The following is an 18025-nucleotide window of genomic DNA, read 5'->3' as shown; positions in this document are numbered from 1 at the left end:
CTCCCCGTATGGGGAGGGCTGATATTTTTACTTAAAGATTTTTTGTACAAATTCCGCATAGGCCGGACGCCAGACGTCCATTTCATGATTCAGTCCGGGATACAGCTTGTAGTCAAATTTAATGCCCTGCTTTTCCAGCTCCGCTTTCAGCCCGGCGATATCTTTTCCGGTTACCGAATCATGCTCCCCTACCACTACCGTAAAATTATGCAGCTGTCCGTTGATAACATCGGGCTGCTTAAATCTTGCGGCTACGCCCTCGTCAGGTACGGTCGTTGTGGTAACGCCGCTGAAGGTTCCCAGCCAGCCAAAGCTGTCCAGGTGATTCATTCCGGAAACCAGCGCCTGATATCCCCCCTGCGACAGACCCGCCAGCGCGCGGCCCTCCGCCTCTTTACGCACGTTGAAGCGGGTATCAATTAGCGGAACGATCTCGCTCATTAGCTCTCGATCTGCCGCTTTGGCGTTGAGGTGATAAAAGGTTTTGCGTCTTTCGGCAGGCGGGAAGTTCTCAGGAATCGCCTCGGGAATGTCGGTCTCCGTGTCGGGCACGACCACCAGCATAGGTTTGATTTTCCCCTCGGCCATCAGATTATCCATGATTTGCGGCAGGCGGCCCTGATCGATGGCCGAAAGGCCGGTATCCCCAAACCCATGATAGAAATAGAGAACCGGTAACGGTTCGCCTTTACCGTTATACCCCGGCGGGGTCCAGACATAGACGCGGCGTTCAGCGTTGAGCGCCTGCGAATGCCAGGTCAGGGTGGTCAGATCGCCATGGGGAACCGGACGATCGTCCAGAATGCTGCCGGGGACCAGAATCAGGCTGGTATTGACCTGGCGCTGGGGTTTTGGATAGCGGCTGCCCGTGTCGCTGGAGCGAAAACCGTCAATATCGTAGAAATATTCATACAGGTTCGGAGCCATAGGCTCGCTTTTCCATGACCAGACGCCATTTTTATCTTTCGTCATATCATGGGAAACCCAGGTTTCCGGCATCGATCCCGTCACCACGGAGACCCGCTTCGCAGCAGGCGCAAACAGGCGAAAGGTAATACTTTTATCCGTATTAACCTGCGTGACATAGTGGCTAACCGGCATCGCCGGATCGGGTGTGGCAGGAAAGGGGGCGGCGTTAACCGGCATTCCAGTACTTATTCCAATACTGATTGCCATAGCCAGGCATGCTAATGATTTTTTCATGTTCCATCCTTTGCTGTTTTTCGTCCCACGTTAGCGCGTTTCGGTCGTCAGGCAACGGATGAAGGTAAATAATGTGATTGCACCAGAAATAATCACGCCAGTAAGTACTGGCGTGATGAGAGGAGGGTATTACTCTTTCGGATCTTTACCCGCCAGCATCTTGTCCAGCTCGTCGCCACCCACATGGCGGAAATCCTGGCCCTTCACGAAGTAGAAGATGTATTCGCAAATGTTCTGGCACCGGTCACCGATACGCTCGATAGAGCGGGCGCAGAACAGTGCGGTCAGAACGCTTGGAATGGTTCGCGTATCTTCCATCATGTAGGTCATCAGCTGGCGCACGATGCCTTCGTACTCCTGGTCGACTTTCTTGTCTTCCCGATAAATACGTACCGCTTCATCAAGATCCATACGCGCAAAGGCATCCAGCACATCATGCAGCATCTGCACGGTGTGACGCCCCAGCGACTCCAGGCTCACCAGCAGCGGCTGGTGTTGCTGGGAGAATTTCTCCAGCGCAGTGCGGCAGATTTTGTCCGCCACGTCGCCAATACGTTCCAGTTCAGCGATAGTTTTGATGATCGCCATGACAAGACGCAGGTCGCTCGCTGTCGGCTGACGCTTGGCGATAATGCGCACGCAGGCTTCATCGATCGCCACTTCCATCATGTTGACATGTTTGTCGCCTTCCACCACGCGCTTCGCCAGCTCGCTGTCCTGGTTATGCATTGCGGTGATCGCGTCAGAAAGCTGCTGCTCGACCATTCCGCCCATGGTCATCACCTGGGTGCGGATACTTTCCAGCTCTGCGTTGAACTGGCCGGAAATGTGTTTATTAAGATTGAGATTATCCATTGCGCACTCCTGAATCAGCCGTAGCGTCCGGTGATGTAGTCTTCTGTTTGTTTCTTCGCAGGCTTGGTGAACAGGTCGTCCGTTTTACTGAACTCAATCAACTCGCCCAGGTACATAAATGCTGTGTGGTCGGAACAACGGGCAGCCTGCTGCATGTTGTGGGTCACGATCACCACGGTGTAATCCGCTTTCAGCTCGGTGATCAGCTCTTCAATACGCCCGGTGGAGATCGGGTCCAGCGCTGAGCACGGCTCATCCAGCAGCAACACTTCCGGGCGAATGGCGATACCGCGCGCAATGCACAGACGCTGCTGCTGACCACCGGAGAGAGAGTACCCGCTCTGGTGAAGTTTATCTTTGGTTTCGTTCCACAATGCGGCCTTGGTCAAAGCCCACTGCACGCGTTCATCCATATCGGCGCGGGAGAGCTTCTCGAACAGGCGCACACCAAAGGCAATGTTGTCATAAATCGACATCGGGAACGGCGTAGGCTTCTGGAACACCATACCCACTTTCGCACGCAGCAGAGCGATATCCTGGGTATTGGTCAGAATGTTGTCGCCATCCAGCAGGATCTCGCCTTCGGCGCGCTGCTCCGGATAAAGCGAATACATTTTGTTAAAGGTACGCAGCAGCGTGGACTTACCGCAGCCAGACGGACCGATGAACGCGGTAACCTGGTTTTTAGCAATATCCAGGTTGATGTTCTTCAGGGCATGGAACTTACCGTAGTAGAAGTTCAGGTCACGAACCGAAAGTTTACCCGGAGCAGTATTCACCATACTCATTGACTCATTTCCTCATCCGGCGCCGCAGTGTGCCACGCCGTCAATAATTAACCGTGTTTCTTCTTCGCGAAAATAACGCGCGCCAGAATGTTCAGTAACAGTACGCACAGGGTAATAATCAGTACCCCGGCCCAGGCCAGTGACTGCCATTCGGCAAACGGGCTCATCGCAAATTTAAAGATCGTCACCGGCAGGTTGGCGATCGGCTGCATCATGTCCGTGCTCCAGAACTGGTTTGAGAGCGCGGTAAAGAGCAGCGGTGCCGTTTCACCGGCGATACGGGCAACGGCCAGCAGCACACCTGTCAGGATCCCCGAGATGGAGGCTTTCAGGGTGATGGCAGAAATCATCTTCCACTTTGGCGTACCCAGTGCGTAGGCCGCTTCACGCAGGCTGTCCGGCACCAGTTTCAGCATGTTCTCGGTGGTACGAATAACGATAGGTACCTGCAGCAGCGCCAGCGCAATCACACCCGCCCAGCCGGAGAAGTGTTCCATCTGCGCCACCACGATGGTGTAGACGAACAGGCCGACCACAATCGATGGGGCAGAGAGCAGGATGTCGTTGATGAAGCGAATTACTTCTGCAATCCAGGATTTACGGCCATACTCCGCCAGATAGATCCCCGCCATGATACCAAGTGGCGTGCCGAAGACGGTCGCCCAGAGGATCAGCAGGCCGCTGCCCGCCAGGGCATTCGCCAGACCACCGCCCGCCGTATTTGGCGGCGGCGTCATTTCGGTAAACAACGCCCACGACATGCCGTCGATGCCACGCGCCACCGTGGAGAACAGGATCCAGATCAGCCAGAACAGACCAAACGCCATGGTCGCCATGGAGAGCGTCAGGGCGAGGCGGTTTTTCATGCGGCGCTTCGCCTGCATTTTGCGGCGGGATTCCGCCAGCTCCGCGGTATTTTGCATTTCGAGCGTAGCCATTAGCGTGCCCCCTCATTTTTCGCCAGGCGCATGATCATCAGTTTGGAGATCGCCAGAACAATGAAGGTGATAACAAACAGAATTAAGCCCAGTTCCATCAGCGCGGCTACGTGCAGGCCCGACTCCGCTTCAGCGAATTCGTTCGCCAACGCCGAGGTGATGCTGTTGCCCGGCATATAGAGCGAGGCACTGTCGAGCTGGTAGGTGTTACCGATGATAAAGGTCACTGCCATGGTTTCACCCAGCGCACGACCCAGACCCAGCATAATGCCGCCGATTACCCCATTTTTGGTGAACGGCAGGACGATACGCCAGATAACTTCCCAGGTGGTGCAGCCGATACCGTAGGCCGACTCTTTCATCATCACCGGGGTCTGTTCGAAGACATCGCGCATGACCGCCGCAATGTACGGAATAATCATGATGGCGAGGATCACGCCTGCCGCCAGGATGCCGATACCGAAAGCCGGACCGGAGAACAGTGCGCCCACAAACGGGATAGCGGAAAGGACATTGCCCACCGGCTCCTGAAAGTAGGTCGCGAACAGCGGAGCGAAGATAAACAGACCCCACATGCCGTAAACGATACTTGGAATGGCCGCCAGCAGTTCAATGGCAATACCCAGCGGGCGTCGCAGCCAGTTTGGCGCCAGTTCGGTCAGGAACAGGGCGATACCGAAGCTCACCGGCACCGCAATCAGCAGCGCGATAAACGAGGTCACCAGCGTGCCGTAGATAGGCACCAGCGCACCGTAGATATCGTTCGGCGCATCCCACTCTTTGGTCCACAGGAAGGAGAAACCAAATTTCTGGATGCTCGGCCAGGAGGAGAAAATCAGGGACACGATAATGCCGCCCAGCAGCAATAGCACAATCAGCGCAGCCAGTTTTACCAGCGCGCTGAAAATCATGTCACCTTTTTTACCCGGAGGGTTAAATGCAGGCTTGGTTGCAGCCATAAATTACTCTTCTGTTTGAGACGTCTTACGAATATGCCCGGTGACGCTTACGCTTGCCGGGCCTACAGTCGGAACCGTAGGGCGGGTTAGCGCTAGCGCTACCCGCCATCTTCGTCAAAAATATCCTGTTAGTACAGCGCTTTACCGCTGCTGTCTTTCACGTTGGTTTTCCATGCAGCACGAATCTGCTCAACCACGCTGTCCGGCAGGCTGGCGTAATCCAGGTCATTAGCCTGTTTGCCGCCATTTTTGTATGCCCAGTCGAAGAACTTCAGCACTTCAGCACCCTGCTCTGGCTTCTTCTGATCCTTGTGGACCAGGATGAAGGTGGTAGAGGTGATTGGCCATGCATTTTCGCCTTTCTGGTTGGTCAGATCCTGAGCGAAAGATTTGCTCCAGTCAGCGCCTTTGGCTGCGTTAGCAAAGTTCTCTTCGGTCGGGCTGACCGGTTTGCCGTCGGCAGAAACCAGTTTGGTGTACGCCAGGTTGTTCTGCTTGGCGTAAGCGTATTCTACGTAGCCGATGGAGCCAGGCAGACGCTGTACGAACGCGGCGATACCGTCGTTACCTTTACCGCCCAGACCGGTCGGCCAGTTAACGGTAGAGCCGGAACCGACTTTGGATTTCCACTCTTCGTTCACTTTCGCCAGGTAGCTGGTGAAGACGAAGGAGGTACCGGAGCCGTCAGCACGACGAACCACAGCGATGTTCTGCGAAGGCAGCTTAACGCCCGGGTTCAGTTTGGTGATGGCTTCGTCATCCCATTTTTTGATTTTGCCGAGGTAGATATCACCCAGGGTTTTGCCATCCAGCACCAGTTCGCCGGACTTCAGGCCAGGGATATTCACCGCCAGCACAACACCACCGATAACGGTCGGGAACTGGAACAGGCCTTCCTGATTCAGTTTCTCATCCGACAGCGGAGCATCAGATGCGCCGAAATCAACGGTATTTGCGGTAATTTGTTTAACGCCACCGGAGGAGCCGATACCCTGGTAGTTCACCTTGTTACCAGTCTCTTTCTGGTAAGTATCAGCCCATTTGGCATACACCGGCGCAGGGAAGGTTGCACCAGCGCCAGTCAGGCTTGCCTCTGCAAATACAGAGAACGCGCTCATCGATAAGGTCGCGGCGACAACAGTTGCGACAGTGGTACGCATAACTTTCATAATGTCTCCTGCAAGATTTTCGTAAATCGTTGTTTAGTGGCTACGATGAGCAAAATAGGACAAAGAGGTGACAGATAAATGTACGAATTATGACAGTTTTATGACAACGAAAATCGCGCAGAAAAACCAGCAAAATAATCTATTATTATCAAGTAGTTATATTGAAATATGACAAATTGATTTCAGGTAAATTTTCTTTCTGTGACACTGAAAAAAAATAGCCGAAGATGACAGTTTGTCATAGAACGCAGGGTAAAAAAGCAGGCGAAAAAACGCGCAGAAAGGATAAAAAAAGCTCCACCCGAAGGTGGAGCCTGAGAGGATTACTCTACGGTAACGGACTTCGCCAGGTTACGCGGCTGGTCGACGTCAGTGCCTTTGATCAGCGCAACGTGGTAAGCCAGCAGCTGCAGCGGAACGGTATAGAAGATCGGGGCGATGACCTCTTCCACATGCGGCATCTCGATGATGTGCATGTTGTCGCTGCTGGTAAAGCCGGCATCCTGATCCGCGAAGACATAGAGCACGCCGCCACGGGCGCGGACTTCTTCGATGTTGGACTTCAGTTTTTCCAGCAGTTCGTTGTTCGGTGCCACCACGATAACCGGCATATCCGCATCGATCAGCGCCAGTGGACCGTGTTTCAGCTCACCTGCCGCATAGGCTTCAGCGTGGATATAGGAGATCTCTTTGAGCTTCAGCGCGCCTTCCAGAGCAATCGGATATTGATCGCCACGACCCAGGAACAGGGAATGATGCTTGTCGGAGAAATCTTCCGCCAGCGCTTCAATGCGCTTGTCCTGGGAGAGCATCTGCTCAATACGGCTCGGCAGCGCCTGCAGACCGTGCACGATATCGTGCTCAATCGCCGCATCCTGACCTTTCAGACGGGCCAGTTTCGCCACCAGCATCAGCAGAACTGTCAGCTGGGTGGTGAACGCTTTGGTAGAGGCCACGCCGATTTCGGTACCGGCTTTGGTCATCAGCGCCAGATCGGATTCACGCACCAGCGAGGAGCCCGGTACGTTACAGATGGCCAGCGAGCCCAGATAGCCCAGCTCTTTGGAGAGACGCAGCGCCGCCAGGGTATCAGCGGTTTCACCGGACTGGGACAGGGTGATCATCAGGCTGTTACGACGCACGGCTGATTTGCGATAGCGGAACTCGGAGGCGATCTCCACGTCGCACGGCACGCCTGCCAGCGCTTCAAACCAGTAGCGGGAAACCATACCGGAGTTGTAGGAGGTGCCGCAGGCCACGAGCTGAATGTGCTCAACTTTTGCCAGCATTTCGTTGGCGTTAGCACCCAGTTCGCTCAAATCCACTTCGCCGTGGCTGATACGCCCGGTCAGGGTGTTTTTGATGGCATTCGGCTGCTCGTAGATCTCTTTCTGCATGTAGTGACGGTAAGCGCCTTTATCACCCGCGTCGTACTGCAGGTTGGATTCGATATCCTGACGTTTTACCGGCTCGCCAGATTTATCAAAGATTTTGACGTCACGGCGGGTCACTTCTGCAATATCGCCCTCTTCCATGAAGATAAAGCGACGGGTCACCGGCAGCAGCGCCAGCTGATCGGAGGCGATAAAGTTCTCCCCCATCCCCAGACCAATCACCATCGGGCTGCCAGAGCGGGCTGCCAGCAGGGTAGACGGGTCGCGGCTGTCCATGATCACGGTGCCGTAGGCGCCGCGCAGCTGTGGGATCGCACGCAGTACGGCCTCACGCAGCGTACCGCCCTGCTTCAGCTCCCAGTGAACCAGGTGGGCAATCACTTCGGTGTCGGTTTCAGAGACGAAGGTGTAACCACGCGCGATAAGTTCTTCACGCAGCGGTTCATGGTTTTCGATGATGCCGTTATGCACCACCACAATGTGTTCAGAGACGTGCGGGTGCGCGTTGCCTTCCGAAGGTTCACCGTGGGTCGCCCAACGGGTATGGGCAATACCTGTGCCACCGTGCAGCGGGTTCTCTTCCGCGGCCTGTGCCAGCATGTTTACTTTACCGAGGCGACGCAGACGGGTCATATTCCCTTCTGCATCCACCACTGCCAGACCGGCAGAGTCATAACCACGGTATTCCAGACGACGTAAACCTTCGAGAAGGATTTCAGCAATATCACGCTGCGCGACTGCGCCAACAATTCCACACATAGTTTTAGATTCCGAATAGAGGCTTTCGCCTGCGTTGTCGCTGACCTGTTATGCCCTTTCCGGGCGCCCCGAGCCTTGTAGAGAGTGGGGTTATATTTATGGGTACTGCTGATGGGCGGGGGATTATGTTATCCCCTCATCCCGAATCCTCTCCCGGAGGGGGAGAGGAAATAATCCGCTTACTTCTTTTTCACCGGGCGTTTCCAGCCCTGCTTATGCACCTGCGGCACACGGCTTAACACCAGCTCGTTCTCCGCCACATTGCGGGTAACGGTCGTGCCCGCCGCAATGGTTACGCCTTTACCAATCGTCACGGGTGCCACCAGCTGCGAATCCGATCCCACAAACACGTCGTCACCAATAATGGTTTTAAACTTGTTCGCGCCATCGTAGTTACAGGTGATAGTCCCGGCGCCGATATTCACGTTATCGCCAATCTCTGCGTCGCCCAGATAGGTCAGATGGCCAGCTTTCGAGCCTTTGCCCAGACGCGCTTTTTTCATTTCGACGAAGTTGCCGACGTGTGCGCCTTCCAGCAGCTCAGCGCCCGGACGCAGACGGGCGAACGGCCCGATAGTGCAGGCGGCGGACAGATGAGCATCTTCAACCACGCTATAAGGGCTGATTTCGCAGTCGTCGCCAATGACGCTGTTTTTGATCACACAACCGGTGCCAATTTTGACGCGATTACCCAGCGTTACGTTGCCTTCCAGAATAACGTTAGTATCGATCTCGACGTCGCGCCCATGATTAAGCACTCCGCGCAGATCGAAACGTGCCGGATCGCGCAGCATTACGCCCGCCAGCAGCAGCTTTTCAGCCTGCTCGGACTGATATACGCGCTCCAGACGGGACAGCTGAAGACGGTTGTTCACCCCTTCCACTTCGCTTAAACGATCCGGATGAACGGCAGCGATTTCGCGGCCTTCCTGATACGCCATCGCGATGATATCGGTGATGTAGAATTCGCCCTGGGCGTTATTGTTGTTCAGCTGTGACAGCCAGCGCTTCATGTCCGCCCCGTTGGCGATCAGAATGCCGGTGTTAATTTCCTGAATTTCACGCTGCGCCTCGGTGGCATCTTTGTGCTCAACGATGCCCGTCACCTTGCCGTTATCACGGGTGATACGGCCATAACCGGTTGGATCGTCCAGCTTAACGGTCAGCAGACCGATCCCGCCCTGCGGTTTTGCAGCGCGCAGGCGGGTCAGCGTCTCAACGGAGATCAACGGCACGTCGCCGTAGAGCATCAGGATGTCTTCGTCGTCAGAGAAGAACGGGGAGGCCTGCTGCATGGCGTGGCCGGTGCCCAACTGTTCTGCCTGCAGAACCCAGTTGAGTTTGTCATCGCGTAGCGTCTGCTTCAGCAGATCGCCGCCGTGACCGTAGACCAGATGCACCTGGCTGGCGCCGAGATCGTTAGCGGCATCAATGACATGCTGCACCATCGCTTTCCCTGCAAGGGTGTGCAGCACTTTAGGAAGATCGGAATACATGCGGGTGCCTTTGCCTGCGGCAAGGATGACCACGCTCATTGCAGTGTTCAACATACACGTCCTGACTGTAATTTGAGTGAAAAGTAAAACCCTTTGGCGTTGAAAATTCTACATATTTTGCGCCAAAAAATGGAGTGACGGTAAAACGCACAACGTTGCCTGTTTCGGGCAAATTAACGGTCCTTTTTACCGCAGATTAAAGGGCTTTGCCTGTGAAATAAAGCGCCCTTTAGCGAACTCTCCAGCCCTCCCAACATGTTAGCTATTTTTTCGCTCTATTAATAAAGCCTGTTATAAGCAAAACACTGTTTTAATTATCTGAATGTGTGACACACAAAAAAGAAACACTGTTTTATTCTGATGATAATAGCGCTCAATTATTACTCAGGAGAATAAGATGAAGTCTAAAATACCTCTGGCCCTGATGATGTGTAGCGCCTTTTCCGCTATGGCAACAGAACAACCTCATGTCTGGAAAGCCATCGCCTTTGGGCAATCAACGGATCTGAATTTTTCCTCCAACGTGCTGCCCGAGAAAATCGGCGTCAATGATGTGACCATCGACGGGAAAAAGCTCTCGCCCCAGGAGAGCGCTGACCTGGCAAAAGCCATCACCCTGGAAAGCCGGGGCGGCAAAATCGCCAACTCCCACGACGGCTTAACGTTTTTCTATACCGAGCTGCCGACGGCAGAAAATTTCGTTTTGCAGGCCACTGTCCGGGTCGACCAGTTTGGGCCGGAGAATGGCGCGAAACCTGCCGCGCAGGAGGGCGCCGGACTACTGGTGCGCGATGTCCTCGGCAACCCACGCCAGCAACCGCTAAAAACCGGCTATGAAGAGTTTCCGGCGGCATCAAATCAGGTGATGAACGCCATTATGACTCAGGATAAAAAAGACCATCAGAGGGTAAAAATGCAGGCTATCACCCGGGAGGGGATCAGCCATCCCTGGGGGGATGCCGGAGCCGCCATTAAAAAGCAGAGTTATAAGGAAGAGGTGGATCTGAGCCAGACGCCTGAATTTCGCCTGAAACTCCAGCGCACCGACGACGGCTTTATTACCGCCTGGGCCCCGCTGGACAGCGACACCTGGGTGAGCAAGCGCGTGCCGCGCGCTGACCTGATTTCGGTACAGAACAAGGACCACTATTACGTCGGCTTTTTTGCCTCCCGCAATGCCAAAATTACGGTAACTAACGCCTCGCTCACCACCACCAGCGCCCATACCGTGCCTTCGGAGCCCTGGCAGGCAGAGCCACTGCCGGTCGTGGTGCAGCTGGCATCTGGTACGGTCAGCGCTTCGCCAGATTACCTGCTGCAGGCGCGCGCTAATGAGGACGGGGTATTTAGCGTAAGACAAAACGAAGTGGTGATCGGTAATGAGAAAGCGGTGAAAGCAGGCGAAATGTACACCCTGCCAGCCCGCCTGGAGCAGACCAGCACCTTCACGGTGACCTTTACGCCTGCTCATGGCACGCCAGTGAACCAGCAGCTCACCGTCGAACGCATTGCGGACAGAGATACGACGCACCTCTATGCCGCTCCGGACGGAAAAGCGGATGCACAAGGCACCGCCGATGCGCCACTGGATCTCGCCACCGCCATCGCCCTGCTGGCGCCCGGCGGCAAGCTGGTGCTGAAAAGCGGCGATTACCCGCAGAGTGAGATCCCCGTCGCTGCCAGCGGCAGCAGCGATAAACTCAAAACCCTGCTGGCAGACGGGAAAGTGGTGATCCACGGCCTGCTGCTTGATGCCAGCTACTGGCATATCAACGGTATCGACGTGACCGACAAAAGTCTGCGCGTTCAGGGCAGCCATAACCTGATCGAGCGCGTCACGGCCTACCGCAATGACGATACCGGGATCCAGATCTCCTCCCCGGAGAAGATTGGCCGGCCATTATGGGCAAGCTATAACCGGGTTGTGGATTCTGAATCTTACGCCAATGAAGATCCCGGCAAAATTAACGCCGATGGCTTCGCGGTGAAAATGCGGGTGGGGGAAGGTAACCGGCTGGAGCGTTGCTATTCCCACGACAATATCGACGACGGTTTTGACCTGTTCAACAAGATTGAAGATGGCGCAAACGGCGTGGTCGTGATCGAGAACTCGGTTGCCAGCAACAATACCAGTAACGGCTTTAAGCTCGGCGGAGAAGGGCAGCCTGTGGCGCATCAGATCCGCAACAGCAAAGCCACGGGCAATCACCTGGACGGCTTCACCGATAACTTTAACCCCGGCAGGCTGGTGGTGGAGAACAATATCGCGGTAGATAACCAGCGCTTTAACTATATCTTCCGTCCAAGCCCGTACGGCGATGTGACAACTCAGGGAACCTTTACCGGCAACGTATCGATCCGTAATAAGCCAGGCGAGTACGACGATGCGGTGACAGGAAACATTGATAACACGAACTACTTTATCAAGAAGGGTAAAAGCGTGAACAGTGAAGGGAAGGAACTGGATAAAACGCAGGTAAAAATGTAGGTACCAGGGAGGCGCTTCGCTTATCACACTACGGTAAGCGTGGCGCCACCCGGCATATCAGCACTTAGTGGTTGAACGTACCGAAAGAGACGTTCATGTTGCTGAAAAGGGCGATGATTTTATTGATCGTTTTCATGATGGCATCCTGATATTTTTGGAGTTCAGTTATGTGATATTCATCACAAAACGAAGTCTACTCCTGACTATTCTGCCGATCAATCTTTTTGTGATCTAAATCACAAAATAATAAAACATCGTTTTAGCTTCAGATTTTCTGAAACGGAACCATAAAAAAAGCCAGTCTGGAGACCAGACTGGCTTTCGTGCTTTCAAGCCGGTGTTACATCGCTTTCTTGGTCAACTCGATAACGCGCAGTTTCGCGATCGCTTTGGCCAGCTCTGCAGACGCCTGAGCGTAATCCACGTCGCCATGAGAGCTCTTAATGTGCTCTTCTGCTTTACGCTTCGATTCCAGAGCTCGCGCTTCGTCGAGATCCTGGCCACGAATTGCGGTATCAGCCAGTACGGTCACGCTACCAGGCTGCACTTCAATAATGCCGCCAGACAGATAGATAAACTCTTCATGACCGAACTGTTTAACGATGCGGATCATACCAGGCTTAATGGCGGTGAGCAGCGGGGCGTGACCCGGGAAAATACCCAGTTCACCTTCGCTACCCGTTACCTGGATTTTCTCGACCAGACCAGAGAACATTTGTTGCTCTGCGCTGACGACGTCCAGGTGGTAAGTCATTGCCATATCACCCTCCGATTAAGGCGTTAAAGTTTTTTGGCTTTTTCCACGGCTTCGTCGATGGAACCCACCATATAGAACGCCTGCTCCGGCAGGTGATCGTATTCGCCTTCCATGATGCCTTTAAAGCCACGGATGGTGTCTTTCAGCGCAACGTATTTGCCCGGAGAACCGGTAAATACTTCTGCTACGAAGAACGGCTGGGACAGGAAGCGCTGGATCTTACGCGCACGTGCTACCACCAGTTTGTCTTCTTCAGACAGTTCATCCATACCCAGGATGGCGATGATGTCTTTCAGTTCCTGATAACGCTGCAGCAGGGACTGTACGCCACGCGCGGTGTCGTAGTGTTCCTGACCCACTACCAGTGGATCCAGCTGACGGCTGGTGGAGTCCAGCGGGTCAACGGCCGGGTAGATACCCAGAGACGCGATCTGACGGCTCAGTACCACGGTTGCGTCTAAGTGCGCAAAGGTGGTTGCTGGGGATGGGTCAGTCAAGTCATCCGCAGGTACGTATACCGCCTGAACGGAGGTAATAGAACCGGTTTTGGTAGAGGTGATACGTTCCTGCAGAACACCCATCTCTTCCGCCAGGGTCGGCTGGTAGCCTACCGCTGATGGCATACGACCCAGCAGTGCGGATACTTCCGTACCGGCCAGGGTGTAACGGTAGATGTTGTCGACGAACAGCAGTACGTCACGACCTTCGTCACGGAATTTCTCAGCCATGGTCAGACCGGTCAGCGCAACGCGCAGACGGTTTCCAGGTGGCTCGTTCATCTGGCCGTAAACCAGGGATACTTTATCCAGAACGTTGGAGTCGGTCATTTCGTGGTAGAAGTCGTTACCCTCACGAGTACGCTCACCTACGCCCGCAAACACGGAGTAACCGGAGTGCTCGATCGCGATGTTACGGATCAGCTCCATCATGTTTACGGTTTTACCTACACCCGCACCACCGAACAGACCAACTTTACCGCCCTTCGCAAACGGACACATCAGGTCGATAACTTTGATGCCGGTTTCCAGCAGTTCCTGAGAGCTGGACAGCTCTTCATAGGAAGGTGCTGCGCGGTGGATAGCCCAACGCTCTTCTTCGCCGATATCGCCTTTCATGTCGATCGGCTGACCCAGGACGTTCATGATACGGCCCAGGGTTGCTTTACCTACTGGTACTTCAATTGGGTGCTCGAGGTCTTTTACTTCCAGACCACGACGCAGACCGTCGGAAGAACCCATGGCGATGGTACGCACGATACCGCCACCGAGCTGCTGCTGAACTTCCAGCACCAGATTTTCGTTACCATTCTGAACCTCAAGAGCATCGTACACGCGCGGTACGGCATCCTGAGGGAATTCGACGTCAACTACGGCGCCGATTACCTGGACAATCTTTCCAGTAGCCATCTTGAATCCTCTACGTAATTCGTAAACCTGGTTAAACCGCGGCGGCCCCCGAGACGATCTCGGTGAGTTCCTGAGTAATGCTGGCCTGACGAGCTTTGTTGTATACCAACTGCAGCTCTTTGATCAGGCTGCCACCATTATCGGTAGCGGCTTTCATCGCCACCATACGTGCGGCCTGCTCGCTAGCCAGGTTTTCTACCACGCCCTGATAAACCTGAGATTCAACATAACGACGCAGCAAGGTATCCAGCAGCGGTTTTGGATCCGGTTCATACAGGTAATCCCAGGCTTTATGTTTTAACTCTTCATCTTCTGATGCCGGTAACGGCAGCAGCTGAGTGAGGGTCGGAACCTGGGACATGGTGTTAATAAATTTGTTATTTACAACGTACAGCCTGTCCAGACGGCCTTCATCATAGGCCTGCAACATCACTTTAACCGGACCGATCAGTTCGGACAGGGACGGGTTATCACCCATACCGGTCACCTGGGCGACAATATTGCCGCCTACGGAATTGAAGAAAGAGACGCCCTTAGAGCCGATCATCGCGATATCGCTTTGAACGCCTTTATCGGACCATGCTTTCATATCCGCCAGCAGCTTTTTGAACAGGTTAATGTTCAAGCCGCCGCACAAACCACGGTCGGTAGACACCACCAGGTAGCCCACGCGCTTAACGTCGCGTTCTTCCAGGTAAGGGTGCTTATATTCCAGATTACCGCTCGCAAGGTGACCAATCACTTTGCGCATGGTATCTGCATAAGGACGGCTGGCCGCCATACGTTCCTGCGATTTACGCATTTTGGAAGCGGCGACCATCTCCATCGCTTTAGTGATCTTTTGCGTGTTCTGGACGCTTGCGATCTTACTACGTATCTCTTTTGCGCCGGCCATGAGCTTCTCCTCAATGCCTTGCGGTCTGCCCTAAGACAGACCGCCAGACGTTACCAGGACTGGGTTGCTTTGAAGGAATCGAGCAGGCTCTTCAGCTTGCCTTCGATTTCGTCGTTATAGCCACCGGACTGGTTGATCTCTTGCATCAGTGGAGCATGGTCACGGTCAGCGTAAGCCAGCAGTGCGGCTTCAAAGCTACCGATTTTCGCCAGTTCTACATCCCCCAGATAACCACGTTCTGCTGCGAACAGTACCAGGCCCTGCTGTGCGACTGACATAGGGGCATACTGTTTCTGTTTCAGCAGCTCGGTCACTTTCTGACCGTGGTCAAGCTGTTTACGGGTTGCATCGTCAAGATCGGATGCAAACTGGGAGAACGCTGCCAGTTCACGATACTGTGCCAGTGCGGTACGGATACCACCGGACAGTTTCTTGATGATCTTGGTCTGCGCTGCACCACCTACACGGGATACGGAGATACCCGGGTTAACCGCCGGACGAATACCGGAGTTAAACAGGTTGGTTTCCAGGAAGATCTGACCATCGGTAATGGAGATTACGTTGGTCGGAACGAACGCAGAAACGTCACCCGCCTGGGTTTCGATGATCGGCAGAGCGGTCAGAGAACCGGTTTTGCCTTTCACTTCACCTTTGGTGAAGTTCTCAACGTATTCCGCGTTAACGCGGGATGCACGCTCCAGCAGACGGGAGTGCAGATAGAATACGTCGCCCGGGAATGCTTCACGTCCAGGTGGACGACGGAGCAGCAGGGAAACCTGACGGTAAGCCACAGCCTGTTTAGACAGGTCATCGTATACGATCAGTGCATCTTCACCGCGGTCACGGAAGTATTCGCCCATTGCGCAACCGGCATACGGTGCCAGGTATTGCAGTGCAGCAGATTCAGAAGCGGTCGCCACAACAACGATGGTGTTGGACAGCGCGCCGTGCTCTTCCAGTTTACGCACCACGTTAGAGATGGTGGACGCTTTCTGGCCGATAGCCACGTACACACATTTGATGCCGGAATCGCGCTGGTTGATGATCGCATCGATTGCCATCGCGGTTTTACCGGTCTGACGGTCACCGATGATCAGCTCACGCTGGCCACGGCCGATTGGGATCATGGCGTCAACGGATTTATAACCGGTCTGCACCGGCTGGTCGACGGACTGACGGTCGATTACGCCTGGTGCGATAACTTCGATTGGGGAGAAGCCATCGTGCTCAACCGGACCTTTACCGTCGATTGGCGCACCCAGGGTGTTCACCACGCGACCCAGCAGGCCGCGGCCAACTGGAACTTCAAGAATACGGCCAGTACACTTAACCTTCATGCCTTCGGCGAGGTCAGCGTAAGGACCCATCACAACTGCACCTACGGAGTCGCGCTCCAGGTTCAGTGCGATAGCGTAACGGTTACCCGGCAGGGAGATCATTTCACCCTGCATACAATCGGCCAGGCCGTGGATGCGGATAACACCGTCGCTTACAGAAACAATAGTACCTTCGTTGTGAGCTTCACTCACAACACTGAACTGAGCAATGCGCTGCTTGATCAGTTCGCTGATTTCGGTGGAATTCAGTTGCATGCTCCAGTCCCCTTAAGACTGCAAGACGTCTGCAAGGCGCTCAAGACGGCCGCGTACGCTGCCATCAATGACCATATCACCCGCACGGATGATTACGCCTGCCATTACAGACTTATCGATATTGCAATTCAGCTTCACTTTGCGTGACAGACGTTTTTCCATCGCGGCGGTGATTTTCGCAAGCTGTTCGTTACTCAGTTCAGTCGCAGAAGTTACTTGAACTTCAACAGTGGCTTCACTGAGGGCACGCAGGTGCTCAAACTGCTCGAGAACATCCGGGAGCGCTTTCAGACGACCATTTTCTGCCATTACCCGAATCAGGTTCTGGCCGTTGGCGTCCAGCTGCTCACCGCAAATGGCGATGAACGAATCGGCGAGCGTTTCAGGCGCCAGGGCGCCAGAAAGCATCTCAGCCATATGTTCGTTTTTCGTTACCTCAGCGGCAAACGCCAGCATGTTCTGCCAGCGATCGACATTTTGGTGTTCGATAGCAAAGTCAAAAGCTGCTTTGGCGTAGGGGCGAGCTACCGTAACAAATTCAGACATCAGCCCCTCCCTCCTTACAGTTCAGCGACAAGTTTGTCCACGATGTCGCTGTTAGCAGCTTCATCCACGGAACGTTCGATGATCTTCTCGGCGCCAGCAACAGCCAGAATCGCGACCTGCTTACGCAGCTCTTCGCGAGCACGTTTACGCTCGGCATCAATTTCTGCCTGCGCTTGTGTCACGATTTTAGTACGTTCCTGTTCTGCTTCAGCTTTCGCTTCGTCCAGGATCTGAGAACGACGTTTGTTCGCCTGCTCGATGATTACCTGGGCTTCCGCTTTCGCTTTTTTCAGCTGGTCGGTCGCGTTGGCCTGTGCAAGGTCCAAATCTTTCTTAGCGCGTTCTGCAGAAGCCAGGCCGTCAGAAATTTCTTTCTGACGTTTTTCGATGGCAGCCATTAAAGGCGGCCATACATACTTCATGCAGAACCAGACAAAGATAACAAACGCGATGGCCTGGCCGAGGATTGTTGCGTTCATGTTCACAGCACAATACCTCTTTAAATTTACAACTGTGGCTTAGGGTTTAAACGACTTACTACGCGACAGCAAACATCACGTACAGACCCAGACCTACAGCGATCATCGGGATAGCATCCACCAGACCCATAACGATAAAGAACTGAGTACGCAGCAGAGGAATCAGATCTGGCTGACGCGCTGCGCCTTCCAGGAATTTACCCCCGAGGATGCCGATACCGATCGCAGCACCGATAGCCGCCAGACCCATCATCACAGCGGCAGCCATGTACAGCAGATCCATATTCAGGTTTTCCATGAC

General features: G+C 54.2%; 16 protein-coding genes. 1 reads left to right on the top strand and 15 read right to left on the bottom strand.

All coding sequences use genetic code 11. The features are described from left to right. Positions 1-27: 27 nt before the first annotated feature. From FHC51_RS05555 to glmU, 8 genes are all read right to left on the bottom strand, one after another. Positions 28-1176 (bottom strand): esterase, encoded by a 1149-nt coding sequence (locus FHC51_RS05555; RefSeq protein ID WP_375373815.1) that lies wholly within the window; start codon positions 1174-1176, stop codon positions 28-30. Positions 1177-1332: 156 nt separating this feature from the next. Beyond that, positions 1333-2058 carry a phosphate signaling complex protein PhoU gene (phoU, locus tag FHC51_RS05550; RefSeq protein WP_103177617.1) on the bottom strand — a complete coding sequence of 242 codons (726 nt, stop codon included), beginning with the start codon at positions 2056-2058 and terminating at the stop codon, positions 1333-1335. 14 nt (positions 2059-2072) lie between these two features. Next, a complete protein-coding gene (gene pstB / locus FHC51_RS05545; RefSeq protein ID WP_103177616.1) occupies positions 2073-2846 on the bottom strand; it encodes a phosphate ABC transporter ATP-binding protein PstB in 774 nt (257 codons plus the stop codon). A 47-nt stretch (positions 2847-2893) separates the two neighbouring features. Continuing rightward, positions 2894-3784 carry a phosphate ABC transporter permease PstA gene (gene pstA, locus FHC51_RS05540; protein WP_103177615.1) on the bottom strand — a complete coding sequence of 297 codons (891 nt, stop codon included), beginning with the start codon at positions 3782-3784 and terminating at the stop codon, positions 2894-2896. Then, on the bottom strand, positions 3784-4743 hold the full coding sequence (pstC, locus tag FHC51_RS05535; RefSeq protein WP_103177614.1) for a phosphate ABC transporter permease PstC: 960 nt from the start codon (positions 4741-4743) through the stop codon (positions 3784-3786). The genes pstA and pstC overlap by 1 nt, the downstream gene beginning before the upstream one ends. 128 nt (positions 4744-4871) lie before the next feature. Further along, positions 4872-5912: a phosphate ABC transporter substrate-binding protein PstS gene (gene pstS, locus FHC51_RS05530; RefSeq protein ID WP_114316326.1), complete on the bottom strand. Its 1041-nt coding sequence runs from the start codon at positions 5910-5912 to the stop codon at positions 4872-4874. Between the two features lie 323 nt (positions 5913-6235). Continuing rightward, positions 6236-8065, bottom strand: coding sequence for a glutamine--fructose-6-phosphate transaminase (isomerizing) (gene glmS / locus FHC51_RS05525; protein ID WP_220435059.1), 1830 nt, complete (start codon positions 8063-8065; stop codon positions 6236-6238). A 179-nt stretch (positions 8066-8244) separates the two neighbouring features. Beyond that, positions 8245-9615, bottom strand: a complete 1371-nt coding sequence (gene glmU, locus FHC51_RS05520) for a bifunctional UDP-N-acetylglucosamine diphosphorylase/glucosamine-1-phosphate N-acetyltransferase GlmU (RefSeq protein WP_220435058.1) — start codon at positions 9613-9615, stop codon at positions 8245-8247. Positions 9616-9958: 343 nt separating this feature from the next. Here glmU and FHC51_RS05515 point away from each other — a divergent pair, with 343 nt between their 5' ends. Continuing rightward, positions 9959-12049: a right-handed parallel beta-helix repeat-containing protein gene (locus FHC51_RS05515; protein ID WP_220435057.1), complete on the top strand. Its 2091-nt coding sequence runs from the start codon at positions 9959-9961 to the stop codon at positions 12047-12049. Positions 12050-12389: 340 nt separating this feature from the next. Here the strand turns inward: FHC51_RS05515 and FHC51_RS05510 are convergent, their stop codons facing one another. From FHC51_RS05510 to atpE, 7 genes are read right to left on the bottom strand one after another with little or no spacing between them, the layout of a single operon-like run. Continuing rightward, a complete protein-coding gene (locus tag FHC51_RS05510; protein WP_039032217.1) occupies positions 12390-12809 on the bottom strand; it encodes a F0F1 ATP synthase subunit epsilon in 420 nt (139 codons plus the stop codon). A gap of 20 nt (positions 12810-12829) precedes the next feature. Beyond that, on the bottom strand, positions 12830-14212 hold the full coding sequence (atpD, locus tag FHC51_RS05505) for a F0F1 ATP synthase subunit beta (RefSeq protein ID WP_103824235.1): 1383 nt from the start codon (positions 14210-14212) through the stop codon (positions 12830-12832). 31 nt (positions 14213-14243) lie between these two features. Next, a complete protein-coding gene (gene atpG / locus FHC51_RS05500) occupies positions 14244-15107 on the bottom strand; it encodes a F0F1 ATP synthase subunit gamma (protein ID WP_103824234.1) in 864 nt (287 codons plus the stop codon). A 50-nt stretch (positions 15108-15157) separates the two neighbouring features. Next, complete coding sequence (gene atpA, locus FHC51_RS05495) at positions 15158-16699, bottom strand: F0F1 ATP synthase subunit alpha (RefSeq protein WP_103177607.1); 1542 nt, start codon at positions 16697-16699, stop codon at positions 15158-15160. 12 nt (positions 16700-16711) lie between these two features. Then, positions 16712-17245 (bottom strand): F0F1 ATP synthase subunit delta, encoded by a 534-nt coding sequence (gene atpH / locus FHC51_RS05490; RefSeq protein ID WP_103824232.1) that lies wholly within the window; start codon positions 17243-17245, stop codon positions 16712-16714. A 14-nt stretch (positions 17246-17259) separates the two neighbouring features. Further along, positions 17260-17730 (bottom strand): F0F1 ATP synthase subunit B, encoded by a 471-nt coding sequence (gene atpF / locus FHC51_RS05485; protein WP_032615498.1) that lies wholly within the window; start codon positions 17728-17730, stop codon positions 17260-17262. A gap of 52 nt (positions 17731-17782) precedes the next feature. Next, entirely contained in the window at positions 17783-18022 is a 240-nt protein-coding gene (gene atpE / locus FHC51_RS05480) for a F0F1 ATP synthase subunit C (RefSeq protein WP_000429386.1), read from the bottom strand. Positions 18023-18025: the final 3 nt, after the last annotated feature.

The organism is Leclercia sp. EC_58 (assembly GCF_019584355.1).
GTDB lineage: Bacteria > Pseudomonadota > Gammaproteobacteria > Enterobacterales > Enterobacteriaceae > Enterobacter.
Note: the sequence above shows the minus strand (reverse complement) of the source record. Positions and strands in the feature narration are given on the sequence as shown.

Excerpts from the sequence above, each read along its gene's own strand:
- pstS (WP_114316326.1), bottom strand. The coding sequence starts at position 5,912 with ATGAAAGTTATGCGTACCACTGTCGCAACTGTTGTCGCCGCGACCTTA.
- FHC51_RS05510 (WP_039032217.1), bottom strand. The coding sequence starts at position 12,809 with ATGGCAATGACTTACCACCTGGACGTCGTCAGCGCAGAGCAACAAATG.
- atpG (WP_103824234.1), bottom strand. The coding sequence starts at position 15,107 with ATGGCCGGCGCAAAAGAGATACGTAGTAAGATCGCAAGCGTCCAGAAC.
- atpE (WP_000429386.1), bottom strand. The coding sequence starts at position 18,022 with ATGGAAAACCTGAATATGGATCTGCTGTACATGGCTGCCGCTGTGATG.
- glmS (WP_220435059.1), bottom strand. The coding sequence starts at position 8,065 with ATGTGTGGAATTGTTGGCGCAGTCGCGCAGCGTGATATTGCTGAAATC.
- pstA (WP_103177615.1), bottom strand. The coding sequence starts at position 3,784 with ATGGCTACGCTCGAAATGCAAAATACCGCGGAGCTGGCGGAATCCCGC.
- glmU (WP_220435058.1), bottom strand. The coding sequence starts at position 9,615 with ATGTTGAACACTGCAATGAGCGTGGTCATCCTTGCCGCAGGCAAAGGC.
- FHC51_RS05555 (WP_375373815.1), bottom strand. The coding sequence starts at position 1,176 with ATGGCAATCAGTATTGGAATAAGTACTGGAATGCCGGTTAACGCCGCC.
- pstC (WP_103177614.1), bottom strand. The coding sequence starts at position 4,743 with ATGGCTGCAACCAAGCCTGCATTTAACCCTCCGGGTAAAAAAGGTGAC.
- atpH (WP_103824232.1), bottom strand. The coding sequence starts at position 17,245 with ATGTCTGAATTTGTTACGGTAGCTCGCCCCTACGCCAAAGCAGCTTTT.
- atpD (WP_103824235.1), bottom strand. The coding sequence starts at position 14,212 with ATGGCTACTGGAAAGATTGTCCAGGTAATCGGCGCCGTAGTTGACGTC.
- pstB (WP_103177616.1), bottom strand. The coding sequence starts at position 2,846 with ATGAGTATGGTGAATACTGCTCCGGGTAAACTTTCGGTTCGTGACCTG.
- atpA (WP_103177607.1), bottom strand. The coding sequence starts at position 16,699 with ATGCAACTGAATTCCACCGAAATCAGCGAACTGATCAAGCAGCGCATT.
- phoU (WP_103177617.1), bottom strand. The coding sequence starts at position 2,058 with ATGGATAATCTCAATCTTAATAAACACATTTCCGGCCAGTTCAACGCA.
- FHC51_RS05515 (WP_220435057.1), top strand. The coding sequence starts at position 9,959 with ATGAAGTCTAAAATACCTCTGGCCCTGATGATGTGTAGCGCCTTTTCC.